We start from the raw sequence: 11,712 nt of genomic DNA, 5'->3' as shown, positions 1-11,712 counted from the left end.
ACTGGACGTTCGACGCCGGAGGCTCCGGCCGCGCCGCCGGGGACCTGCCGCCGTCGTGCTTTCCTCCCGGTCACCCTGCCCGCCGGTCTGCGGTCAGAGGCCCTGCCAGGCCGGTTTGTTGTCGTAGGTGTGGCGGTAGAAATCCGCCAGTTTCAGGGCCGAGGCGGCTGCCTCGTCCAGCAGGACGGTGGCGTGGGGATGGAACTGCAGCACCGATGCCGGGCAGATGGCAGCCACCGGCCCTTCAACGAATTCCCGCACTGCCTGCGCCTTTTGTGCCCCCGTTGCCACCAGGATCACATGCCTGGCCTCCATGATGGTGCCCAGCCCCTGGGTGAGGACATGGTGTGGGACTTCGGCCAGGCTGTTAAAGAAACGGGCGTTGTCCCGGCGTGTCTGTTCGATGAGGCTCTTGATCCGGGTGCGGGAGGCGAAGGAGGATCCGGGCTCGTTGAATCCGATGTGGCCGTCGGTGCCCACGCCCAGCAGCTGCAGGTCGATGCCGCCCGCTGCAGCGATGGAGTCCTCGTACGCCTGGCAGGCAGCGGGAATGTCGGCGGCCGTGCCGTCCGGGCCGTGGACGTTCTCCGGGGCGATGTTCACCCGGTTGGTGAACTCGCGCCGGATCACCTCGCGGTAGGATTCCGGGTGGCCGGCGGGCAGTCCAACGTATTCGTCCAGGGCAAACCCGTGCGCCCGGCTGAAGTCCAGGCCATCGCGCTCGTGGCGGCCGGCCAGTTCATCGTAGATGGGCAACGGCGAGGATCCGGTGGCAAGGCCGAGGACAGCGTCCGGCTTGTGCCGGAGCAGTTCCCCGATGGCGTCAGCTGCCAGCTTGCCGATCTGTTTGCTGCCGTTGAGGATAACGACTTCCATCTTCTTCCTTCCAGGGCCTTTTCAGCGGTTGACCGTGACCTGGGCCAGCAGCTCCGGCCCGCGGGCGTCCAGCCATTTCCCGCCAAGCCTCACGCCAGTGACAAGAAGCGCAAGCCCCAGCAGGAGCCCCACAGCCAGGTTGAGCCAGCCAAAGAGACTGTTGCCCGTGACCAGCTGGGCGATCAGCAGCGCCGCCTCGGGCAGGACCAGGACAAAGAGGATCCCCATCCCGGCGAACTGCACTGCGAGGGTCTGGCCCACGTTTCCGGGCGGCTTCTTGAAGGGGCTGTCCCCCGGCAGCGGAACGGCCACCGTGTAGCGGGCCGACACCACGGAAGACAGTCCCAGCCCCGTCAGGAGGATCCCAAGGCTCAACCCCAGCTGGGCCGGAAGGGAAGCCCACTCCCCGGCGAATGCAGCGTGGCCAATGGCGAACGCCAGGACAACAGGCAGGGCGAAGGCCAGGCAGGCGAGCGCCCGGCCCAGCCTGTCGTGCACGCCCCGGACGCCGCTGGCAAGGTGCAGTGCGAAGGCGGTGTTGTCATAGGAGACATCGGCGGAGATGGACCAGGCGAGGATAAACGCCGTCAGGGGTGCCAGGAGGGCAAGCGTGCTGAAGTCGCCGGTCTGGCTGCCCTGGAACACCAGCACCACCGGGAGCAGCGGTACCACGATGAGTGAGCCGGAGTAGCGGGGGTCGCGGATCCAGTACGTGAGGGACCGGGCCATCACGGCGCCGGCAGGAACAGCCGGCAGGAGACCGAACAGGCCCAGCTTTCCGCCCTTGCGCTTGCCGCTGCCCGAATACGGCGGACTGACCAGTGCCCGCTCCAGCAGCAGCTTCCAGCACCAGGTGAGTCCGGCCAAGACCGCAACGGATATCAGGAGCTTCAGGGCGGCCGCTCCCGGTTGGCCTGCTTCGAGATCCCCGGCGATAGCCCAGGGGGCACCCAGCGGAGTCCAGGACATTGCCTGGGCAAACTCGGGCAGGAAGCCTGCAGAGGCGGAGATTCCGCGGCTGACTCCCGCCACGATGGGACCCAGGAGGACCAGGGGCACCATAAACGCGATGGCACTGACGTCCTTGAAGCGCCGGGATGCGGCGAGGCTCGCGGTTGCTGTGGTGACCACCTTGGAGAGCACAATGCAGGTCAGTACTCCCAGCACTGCTCCCACGAGGGCTGCGACCGCGGGCAGAACGCCGCGGGACCAGCTGACTACAGTGGCCAATGCCACCAGGGTGGTGGCCAGCCCGGGAATTCCGATCAGCCCGCCGAGTGCCAGCCCTGCCAGCATCTGTTTCATGGGAATGGCAAAGGTGGTGAAGCGGGCAGGATCGAGCGTCATGTCCGTGGCCGAAGCAACCACGGGAATGATGCCCCAGCCCAGGATGGCAGCTGCGCCGCCAAGCACCACGGCGGTTTGCACGAGTTCGGGTTCGGCGCGGCGGAGCAGCACCAGCACCACCACCAGCGTGGCCACCACGCCCAGTGCATACAGTCCGGCAAACGCAATGCCCACCAGCTGCCAGGGGCTGCGCCGCAGGCCGTTGCGCAGCAGCGTGAGTTTGAGCCTTAGAAGGTGCGCAACCATTCCAGCCCTTCCGTATGGCTGCGCCCGCCCACCAGTTGGACAAAGCGGTCCTCCAGCGAGGCCCCGGCCCGGACCTCGTCCACGGTGCCCGCGGCCAAAAGCCGCCCGGCGGACACCACGGCAACGTGGTCGCACATGCGCTGCACCAGGTCCATCACGTGGCTGGAGACAATCACTGTCCCGCCCGAGGCCACGTAGCTGTCCAGGATGGAGCGGATATTGGCCGCCGAGACCGGGTCCACTGCTTCAAAAGGTTCGTCCAGCACCAGCAGCCGGGGAGCATGGATCAGCGCCGAAGCCAGGGCAATCTTTTTGGTCATGCCGGCGGAGTAGTCCACCACCAGCGTGCCCGCGTCCTGGGCCAGGTCCAGGGCTGTGAGCAGTTCCCCCACGCGGCTGGCCACCACGTCCTTGTCCATGCCCCGCAGCAGCCCCGCATAGGTGACCAGCTGCTCACCGGTGAGCCGGTCGAACAGCCTCACGCCGTCGGGCAGGATGCCCATCAGCCGCTTGGCCTCCAGCGGCCGGGCCCAAACGTCAACCCCGTGGACCACAGCTGTGCCGAAGTCAGGGCGGAGGAGCCCCGTGGCCATCGAAAGCGTGGTGGTCTTGCCGGCGCCGTTCGGGCCCACGATCCCGAAGAAGGAACCGGCCGGCACGTCCAGGCTGATGCCGTCCACGGCGATCTTCTGCCCGAAGCGCTTGGCCAGCCCGCGGATGGACAGTGCCGCTATGGGAGCCGGCTGTAGCGGAGGCTGCGGTACCGTTTCAGGCTGTACTGGATCAGAGGGTTGTACTGGAGCAGTGAGCTGTACCGGATCAGCGTGCTGTACCGGTTCAGGGTGCTGGGCTGTCATGAAGCCAGACTAGTCCTCACCCTCCGGCTTCGGGGTCCTCCTGCAGGAGTAGAAAAGCAGGCGCGGGCCCGAAGCCTCCCGGTCCTGCCGGGCTGGTCTTAGACCGCCGGTCCTATCGCTTACGGCGGATGCGGATGGGACCTTTGGCGGTGGCGGGATCAACCACTGACCCGCCCTGGGTGATCTCCACCTCGCCGGCGTCCACCAGCTGGCGCGCAGCCTTGCGGGCAGGTTCCATCAGGTCCCGCCAGGTGTCGCCGCCAACAGCGCGGGCTGCATCCGACGGGCAGATGGTGGACGTGGCGGCCCTGGCAGCCAGGAGCGCCAGGATCGTGGCCTCGAGTTGCCGGTCCAAGCTGCCATCAGGGAGCTGTGCCTCTTCGCGTTTCCCGTCCGCCATGTCACACACCGGCGGTCAGAAGGTCCGGCGCGGCACCGCACGCTCGTACTGCGGCACCCACGGAATGGCGTGGCCCAGTTCGAACGCTGCCCGCAGCCACCAGTGCGGATCCCGCAGGGCGGCGCGGGCGATAAAAACGCCGTCGGCCTGACCGGTGGCGACGGCGTGCTCGGCCTGGCCTGCGGAGGTCAGCAGGCCCACGGTACCGGTGGGCACCCCGGCCTCACTGCGGATCGCGGCGGAGAATCCGGTCTGGTAGCCGGGACCGGCCTTGATCTGCTGATGGGCCACTGCTCCGCCGCTGGAAACGTCCACCAGGTCCACGCCGCGCTCGGCAGCCTGGCGGGCCAGACGCACGGAGGCGGGAAGATCCACGCCGCCCTCGGCCCAGTCGCTGGCCGAGATCCTCAGCAGCAGGGGCATCGAATCAGGAATGACATCCCGCACCGCACCCACCACTGCAAGCATGAGCCTGTTCCGGCCCGCTTCGTCCCCGCCCCAGGCGTCAGTCCGCGCATTGATCAGCGCGCTCTGGAACTGGTGCAGCAGGTAGCCATGGGCCCCGTGGATCTCCACAGTGTCGAATCCGGCATCAACGGCACGGACTGCCGCGGCGGCGAAGTCGCTGATGACCTGCTGGATCTGCTCTTCCGTCATTTCGGCGGGCTGGGCATACCCGTCAAACGCCGAGGGTGAGGGTCCCAGGGTGGCCCAGCCGCCGTCGGGCTCCGGGACACTGCCGTGCTGGCCGGAGAAGGGCCAGTAGGTGGAAGCCTTCCGGCCGGCATGGGCCAGCTGGGCGCCGATTTTTACGTCCGCCGCACCATAACGGTGCACGAAGGAGGTGATCCGCTGCCAGGCCTCCGCCTGGGCGTCGTTGTACAGGCCCGCGTCCCGGGGGCTGATCCTGCCTTCGGGGTTGACGGCGGCCGCCTCGGTGAGTATTAGCGCCGCGCCGCCGGCGGCGAAGGAGCCCAGATGCATCAGGTGCCAGTCGTGCGGAACCCCAGGCGCGTCGTCGGGATCGCAGCTGTACTGGCACATGGGCGACACCCAGCCGCGGTGCTGGAGCTCCAGCGAACGGAGTTTGAGCGGCTCAAACAGTGCGGACACTAGAAGAGCACCCGGGCCAGGGCCTGGCGCGCCTTGGCAACGCGCTCATCCGACGTTCCCACCACCTCGAACAGCTCGAGCAGGCGGACGCGGGCGGTCTCCCGCTCAGGACCGAAGTTCCGGCCAATGAAGCTGACCAGGCGGTTCAGTGCATCTTCGACATGTCCGCCGGCAACGTCCAGGTCTGCGACTGCAAACTGCACGTCCAGGTTGTCCGGTTCATCCGCTGCCCGGGTGCGGAGGGCTTCGCTGTCCTGGGCGGTAAGCGGCTGGAGCCGCAGCATCAGCTCCACCTGGGCCAGCCCGGCCTTGGCCTCATGGTCGGCCGGCATGTCCTTCAGCGCCTGGCGGTAAGCGTCAGCCGCGGCAGCGTAGTCGCCGGCTTCGATGGCATCAAATGCGGCCTGGTGCAGCGGCGGGAGCGGCGCGGGCTCCGCTTCTGCCCCGGCTCCCCCGCCGAGGCTGCCCGTCACGCCGTTGGCTGCGGCGACTTTCAGCAGTTCGTCAAAGAGGCTGCGGACCTGCTGTTCGTCGGCACCGCCCTGGAAGAGCGGGACCGGCTGCCCCTTCAGCACGGCAACGGCGGTGGGCACCGCCTGCACCTGGAACGCCTGGGCCAGCTGCGGGAAGGCTTCGATGTCGGCTGCGCCAAGGACCAGCCGGCCGCCGTAGCTGTCCACTACCTGTTCGAGGACGTCCAGCATGCCGGCGGACTCGGGCGAGTAGGAGGCCCACAGTGCAAACACCACGGGGACCTGCGCTGAGAGCTCCACGAGCTGCTGGAAATTGGCCTCGGTGACGTCGACCTTCAGTTCCGGGCCACCGGGGGCCTGGCCGGGCTGGTCACCGCCGTTTCCAGGGGGCGGGGCGGACGGGGCCGGGCGCTGCTTCAGGGAGGAAAGATCGACGGCGCCGCGCAGGTTAAGCAGGTTGGCAGCGGCAGGAGGGACTGGGCGGGAAGCTGGCGAACTCATGCTTTCCACTCTAGCCACTCCGGCCGCTGCCGGGGGTACAGCACAATCGGGACTACTTGAAGCTGGCCCCTACGAGCCCGCGGGTTGCCGCCACAAGCTTCATGGGGTCGCTGGAGCCTGCGGGCGGAACGTAAACGGCCATTGATTCGGCAAAGCTGAGGACCATCCCGGTGGTGGTTTCCTTGCCGCCGGCCAGGGCGGCGGCGTCGTCGCCGATGGTCAGCTTGTCGCCGGCAGCCTTGGGGGTTCCCTCGAAGCCGAAGTTGATCCGGCCCAGGACCAGCGCGCCGCCGTCTGCGGTGCGGAACACAACGGTGCTTTCCGGAACCACCTTGTGCGTGAACGAGAAGTTTCCGTTCTCGCCGGCCTTGACCACCTCGGACTGGTAGGACAGGGTGTCGGCGATGTACGGCGAGGACTCGCCTTCCACCAGTTTGTCCTTGAAGGCGGAATCGGCGCTGGTCAGGCGGTCGGCCAGGCCGGACATGGCTTCTTCACCGCTGTAGAGCAGCCCTGTCTTGTCCGCCGCGGCCAGTGTTTCGGTCCCGCGGTTGATGCTGGGGAAGGTAGTGCCGGGCTGCAGCGGATTGGTTTCCACCAGCTTGTAGTTTTCGCGCGGTGACGCCTGGACGAGGGTCAGCAGCTGCGGCACCACGTTGCCGTCACCCTGGGTCACGGCCAGCACGGACCGGGGCCACTCGCGGTCCTTTGTGACCACCGTGGTGAGGAGCTTGGTGGAGCGGACGGGCATGCGTGGCTCGTACGATCCCACCTGGGAGCGGATCTTGTAGTTCTGCGTCCGGACCTCAAGCTCGGTTCCGCCGACGCGCTCTGCCAGCTTCGCTGCGTCCTTGGCTGCGTCACCGGTGTCCGCTGCACTGGAGACCTGCTCCAGGATGCGGCGGAATTGCGCATCCAGCAGCACCGGGGAGCCGGCCTGCTCCTGCCCGGCGGCCGGTGCTGTTGATGCCGGATCCGATGAGGGTGCGGGCGACGCTGCCTGCGCGGCGGTGCCGGCTCCGGCAACCACAGCCACCGTGACCACTCCGGCGGCCACCATGCCCAGCCGGGAGGACGTGCGGGCTTCGGACCGGGCACGGGCACGCTGGGCAAACCCGCTGCCCTTGCCGCTGCCTTCACCGTCGCGCTTGCGGGCCGAGAGCAGGGCCAGGACGATGCCGGCCAGGATCAGGAGCGAGCCCAAGACCATCAGCGGGATGGCCCAGGGGGTGGAGGTATCGTTCGGGAACGTCATGGAGATGGAGGCCGGCGCGGGCCGGGTTCCGTCCGAGGCCAGCAGGAGCGTCCAGTCACCGTCGGCAGGCGGTGTCCAGGAGTATTCCAGCTCACCACTTGCGTTCTCGGTGGAGACCCACAGATCGGAGCCGGCCGGGCTGGGAGCCGTGGCTTCGCCGTCGGCGTGATCAACCTGGAGGGACTTTCCGTCCTCCGAAACCCCCGTGATGGTGTTGTGCGCGGTTTGACCCACCCAGGCGTCCACGTCGTCGGGGCGGCCGGCTGTGAGCAGGAAGTTGCCGTCACCCTCGACGTTGATCTTGACGGTGCCGCCGTGCAGCGTGCGCAGCTTCTGGTCTATGACGGTCAGCGGCGCCGCCTGCCCGTCTGCAGGCGCAGAGGCCGTAAACGTTTCGGAAGGGGCCCAGATGGTTCTCTGGCCGATGCCGGCCAGCAGTGTCAGGAGGCCGAGCAGCACGAGTGCGACTGCAGTCTTTAAACGCAAGGGAACACCTATCATCAGCGGGGGTTTAGCTTCAATAGTAACGGTTTTGTTACCACGGCCCCGGACCGGCAGGGGTAACCACGTCCGGCGGGGCCCACGGAGAACGCCCTTCCGCGGGTGTTGACAAGGCTGCTGATAGTGTTTGCGATGATCATCACACCGGCCCGCAGCAGCGGCGCCACGCACCGAACAGGCCCCACATCCCAGTGACTGACAAGACGGACGAGTCCTCCGCGGCATACGAGAATCCGGAGGGTGCAGAGCCTTCGGCGAAGGCGCCCCAGGACCCTGCCCCGGCGCACCGGAGGGGGGCGGCTGCTGCCCTCGGACTGGTGGTCCGCCGCCTTCGCCAGCCGCTGCCCGGAGCCCAGCCGAGGCTCCGGTTCGAGATGCCGCCGGAGTATTCACAGCACGAGGAGCCCAGCGCGGATCCCGACGGCGTGAGCCGGCCGCAGTTCGGTGACCCCGGGCCCCGCATGTCCCCCCAGCACCCGCTGTATATGGGCTTTATGGGCACCGTGGGCGTAGGGGTGGCGCTGCTGGTCTACTGGATCGGGTCCCACACCACCCAGCTGCTGCTGTGGATCGTCGCCGCCCTCTTCATCGCCCTGGGCCTTGAACCGGTGGTCGGGTGGCTGGAACGCCGCAGGATTCCCCGCCCGGCCGGCATCCTGGTGTCCGTCAGCGTGCTGGTGGCGGCCGTCGTCGGCTTTTTCGCCACCCTCATCCCCACCATCGTGGACCAGGTCACCGAGATTGTGGAGCAGGCACCGGTATGGGTCAGGGACTTTATGAACTCGGACCTGTTCCGTACCCTCGATGACCAGTTCGGCGTCCGGGACCGGATCGCCGAGGAAGTCAACAAGTTCGTCAACGACCCCGAAGCCGTGGGCGGCATCGCGGGCGGAGTGGTGGGTTTCGGCTCTACGGTGGCCAACGGACTGTTCGGTGCCCTGATCGTCCTGGTGCTGAGCCTGTACTTCCTGGCGGCGCTGCCAGCCATGAAGAGGTGGGGCTACAGGCTTGCACCACGCTCGCGCCGCCACCGGGTGGAGGCCTTGTCCGAGGAAATCACCAAGTCGGTGGGCAACTACGTCATCGGCCAGGCCTGCGTGGCACTGCTGAATGCCACGTTCGCCTTTATCGTGATGACGATTGCGGGGGTTCCGTTCGCCCTGCTCCTTGCCTTTGTGGTGGCGCTGCTTGCCTTCATCCCCCTAGTCGGGGCCATGATCGCCGGCGTGGTGGTGGTCCTCATCGCCCTCACCGTGGGCTGGCAGACCGCCGTCGTCTACGGCATCTGCTACTTTGCCTACCTGCAGTTCGAGGCGTACTTCATCTCGCCGCGCATCATGCAGAAGGCCGTGGCCGTCCCCGGCGCGGTGGCCGTCATCTCGGTCATCGCAGGCGGCAGCCTGCTGGGGGTCCTGGGCGCCCTGATCGCCATTCCCACCGCGGCGGCCATCCTGCTGCTGATCAAGGAAATCTATATCGTGCGGCAGGACAAGCACTAGGAACCGGGGCACCGGAGTTCCCAGGGCACCGGAGCGGCCAAACCGCTAGGCCGGCGCGTTGGCCACCGGCCCGTCCCATTCCTGCGGAAGGCTGGTTCCCGCTGATCCTGCGCCGGTCACTTCATGCACTATCTCGTTCAGGACCCGCCCGGCGTACTTCTCCCCCACCCACAAGTGTTTGGCACCCTTGACGCCCACCAGGCGGGCCTGCGGCACCAGGCTGAAGCGCTCCTTCGCGGCCTCCGGCTGCAGGTAGTCGTCATGCTCGGGCACCAGCACCGTGAGCGGCTTCCCGGACTGTGCCCACTGCCTAAGGTGGGAATCCTTGGCCCGGTGCAACGGGGGCGAGAGCAGGATGGCACCCTCGATTTGCGCCGCCACCGGTTCAACCGCCCCGTACATCAGGGCAAGCTCGGTGCCGAAGGACCAGCCCACCAGCCACCGGTTGGGCAGGCCGCGTTCCACGGCAAAGCGGACGGCCGCCTCCACATCGTGCTGCTCCCCAATGCCTTCTTCAAAGGCTCCCGTGCTGGTACCACGGGGGGACTCCGTGCCGCGGGTGTTGAACCGGAGCACCGCGATTCCGGCCAGCGCCGGCAGCCGGTAGGAGGCCTTGCGGTACACATGCGAATCCATAAAACCGCCGTGGGTGGGCAGCGGATGCAGGGTAATAAGGGTGGCGTTGACCGGTCCGGATTCCGGAAGCGCCAGTTCTCCCACCAGGGTATGCCCGTCCTGCGTCTTCAGCTCCACGTTTTCACGCCTGGCCGGCAGGACAGTGGAAGCACGGATGGGCGTGGGGCCCGTGGACTGGCTGAATTCGTACGACGACGGATCAAAAGTCATGCCTGCCAGCTTAGCGACAGCCGCGCCCCGTGCCGTTACCGGTACCGGTAGCTGCGGGTCTTCCAGCAGTTGGTGTGCCAGTGCCGCCGTTCCGCCAGGCCGGCTGCCGCGCCGAAAAGATGGTCATCCTTCCACACCACCAGGTGGGCAACTCCGGGCAGCACGGCGGTGGAGCACTCAGGGCAGATGTAGGTCTTTTCCGCGTTTTTGGCGGTCATGGTGCGGACCATCCACTCGCCGTCGGGAGCACTCTCCCGGCGGGCAATGCCTGCACGCGCGCGTTCCAGGTCCAGCTCGGGAACGTCAGCGCTCCCTTTCTTTCCCCCCGCCCGGCCGGACCCGGCTCCGGCTTTTCCGGACACTGGACGGCGGGGTCGGTTGGAACGCGGCATGCCTCCATTCTGCCCCAGGCCGGCCCGTGCCAGCTCCCGCCGGCCTTCTCCCGGACGGCTGGTGCCGCCGTGGCAAAATCCCGTCCGCAGAACCATCCAGGGCGGGCACTTGCCGCGCCAGACGGTAGTCTGTACGGCGTGCGACTTGTCATAGCCCGATGCTCTGTTGATTACGTTGGCCGGCTCAAAGCCCATCTTCCCCTTGCCACCAGGCTCCTGCTGGTCAAGGCCGACGGCTCGGTCCTGGTCCATTCGGATGGCGGCTCCTACAAGCCGCTGAACTGGATGAGCCCGCCGGCCACCCTGCGGGTTTCGTCCCCGGAAGACGTGGACCTGGAACTGGGCGTCGTTGAGCAGTGGACCGTGCAGTCTGCCAAGACCGATGACCGCCTCATCATCAACATCCACGAAAAGCTGAACGACTCCTCCCACGACCTGGGCGTGGACCCCGGCCTCATCAAGGACGGCGTGGAGGCGGACCTGCAGCGGCTTCTGGCCGAGCAGATTGAAACGCTGGGCGAAGGGTATTCGCTGATCCGCCGGGAATACTTCACGGCAATTGGGCCTGTGGACATCCTGGCCAGGGACGCGGACGGTGCAACGGTGGCCGTGGAACTCAAGCGGCGCGGCGATATCGACGGCGTTGAGCAGCTCACCCGGTACCTTGAACTGCTGAACCGGGATCCGCTGCTGGCGCCGGTCCGCGGAATCTTCGCGGCCCAGCAGATCAAGCCCCAGGCCAAGGTCCTGGCAAACGACCGCGGCATCGACTGCATAACCCTCGACTACGATGCAATGCGCGGCGTGGACGACGTTGAGTCCCGGCTTTTCTGACGCTGCTTTTAATCAGGACTCAGATAATCAGCAGACTGCCCTTCCCGGGGCGTTGAATTCGTTCCAACAAGGACATTTAACCGGCCTTTTACCTAAAATTTATGCGTTTGACCGCCCAAACCGTTGACCTCCGCCTACTGGCATGAAATTCTTATCTCAGTCTTTGTGTAGGTGTTTTTCATGCTCGCAAGACATGTTGCGAGCGCGAAGCTCCTGCAGCGCCAGTCCCTTTCCGGACAGGCAATCCAGGATTCTTCTCGCGGAGTGACCAAGGCCGGCACGAGGTGTGCCGATCTTAAAAAGTTCCACAATGAGGAGAAATAAATGGCACAGGGAACCGTCAAGTGGTTCAACGCTGAAAAGGGCTTCGGCTTCATTACCCCGGATGACTCCGATGGTGATGTCTTCGTTCACTACTCCGAGATCCAGACCGGCGGCTTCAAGACCCTCGACGAGAACCAGCGCGTTCAGTTCGAGATCGGCCAGGGCGCCAAGGGTCCCCAGGCTACCGGCGTCACGCTGGTTTAGTCCCGCCTGCCGGCCGCTTAATGCGGCCGGTAGCGAAACAAAGG

The 11,712-nt window shown here is 66.6% G+C and carries 12 protein-coding genes; 3 read left to right on the top strand and 9 right to left on the bottom strand.

Going from position 1 to position 11,712, the window contains the following annotated elements:
• Positions 1-93 precede the first annotated feature (93 nt).
• From nagB to BMX78_RS02120, 7 genes are all read right to left on the bottom strand, one after another.
• Positions 94-876, bottom strand: a complete 783-nt coding sequence (nagB, locus tag BMX78_RS02150; protein ID WP_091415732.1) for a glucosamine-6-phosphate deaminase — start codon at positions 874-876, stop codon at positions 94-96.
• A gap of 21 nt (positions 877-897) precedes the next feature.
• Positions 898-2,469: a transporter gene (locus tag BMX78_RS02145; protein ID WP_091415730.1), complete on the bottom strand. Its 1,572-nt coding sequence runs from the start codon at positions 2,467-2,469 to the stop codon at positions 898-900.
• A complete protein-coding gene (locus BMX78_RS02140; RefSeq protein ID WP_285314453.1) occupies positions 2,451-3,326 on the bottom strand; it encodes an ABC transporter ATP-binding protein in 876 nt (291 codons plus the stop codon). Before BMX78_RS02140 ends, BMX78_RS02145 begins: the two co-directional genes overlap by 19 nt.
• A gap of 112 nt (positions 3,327-3,438) precedes the next feature.
• A complete protein-coding gene (locus BMX78_RS02135; protein WP_091415728.1) occupies positions 3,439-3,726 on the bottom strand; it encodes a DUF3253 domain-containing protein in 288 nt (95 codons plus the stop codon).
• Between the two features lie 15 nt (positions 3,727-3,741).
• On the bottom strand, positions 3,742-4,839 hold the full coding sequence (locus BMX78_RS02130) for an NADH:flavin oxidoreductase/NADH oxidase (protein ID WP_091415726.1): 1,098 nt from the start codon (positions 4,837-4,839) through the stop codon (positions 3,742-3,744).
• Positions 4,839-5,813, bottom strand: a complete 975-nt coding sequence (locus BMX78_RS02125) for a tetratricopeptide repeat protein (RefSeq protein ID WP_091415724.1) — start codon at positions 5,811-5,813, stop codon at positions 4,839-4,841. Before BMX78_RS02125 ends, BMX78_RS02130 begins: the two co-directional genes overlap by 1 nt.
• Before the next feature lie 52 nt (positions 5,814-5,865).
• The gene (locus BMX78_RS02120) at positions 5,866-7,569 is read right to left on the bottom strand and encodes a DUF8094 domain-containing protein (protein WP_170850658.1); all 1,704 of its coding nucleotides are present in this window, start codon (positions 7,567-7,569) and stop codon (positions 5,866-5,868) included.
• Between the two features lie 191 nt (positions 7,570-7,760).
• Here BMX78_RS02120 and BMX78_RS02115 point away from each other — a divergent pair, with 191 nt between their 5' ends.
• Positions 7,761-9,068, top strand: coding sequence for an AI-2E family transporter (locus BMX78_RS02115; protein WP_091415719.1), 1,308 nt, complete (start codon positions 7,761-7,763; stop codon positions 9,066-9,068).
• A 45-nt stretch (positions 9,069-9,113) separates the two neighbouring features.
• On the opposite strand, the gene BMX78_RS02110 is transcribed toward BMX78_RS02115, so the two are convergent.
• Together BMX78_RS02110 and BMX78_RS02105 are read right to left on the bottom strand one after the other, a co-directional pair.
• Entirely contained in the window at positions 9,114-9,914 is an 801-nt protein-coding gene (locus BMX78_RS02110; RefSeq protein ID WP_091415716.1) for an alpha/beta hydrolase, read from the bottom strand.
• A gap of 35 nt (positions 9,915-9,949) precedes the next feature.
• Positions 9,950-10,306, bottom strand: coding sequence for an Rv1322 family protein (locus BMX78_RS02105; RefSeq protein ID WP_091415713.1), 357 nt, complete (start codon positions 10,304-10,306; stop codon positions 9,950-9,952).
• Between the two features lie 138 nt (positions 10,307-10,444).
• Between BMX78_RS02105 and nucS the strand changes: the two genes are divergently transcribed.
• Both nucS and BMX78_RS02095 read left to right on the top strand, forming a co-directional pair.
• A complete protein-coding gene (nucS, locus tag BMX78_RS02100) occupies positions 10,445-11,140 on the top strand; it encodes an endonuclease NucS (RefSeq protein WP_091415711.1) in 696 nt (231 codons plus the stop codon).
• Positions 11,141-11,464: 324 nt separating this feature from the next.
• The gene (locus tag BMX78_RS02095) at positions 11,465-11,668 is read left to right on the top strand and encodes a cold-shock protein (RefSeq protein WP_011692441.1); all 204 of its coding nucleotides are present in this window, start codon (positions 11,465-11,467) and stop codon (positions 11,666-11,668) included.
• Positions 11,669-11,712 lie beyond the last annotated feature (44 nt).

Origin of the sequence: Arthrobacter sp. OV608, from assembly GCA_900110595.1 — a bacterium.
Taxonomy (GTDB): Bacteria; Actinomycetota; Actinomycetes; order Actinomycetales; family Micrococcaceae; genus Arthrobacter.
The sequence above is the reverse complement of the archived record's forward strand: the minus strand, read 5'-3'. Positions and strand labels throughout refer to the sequence as shown.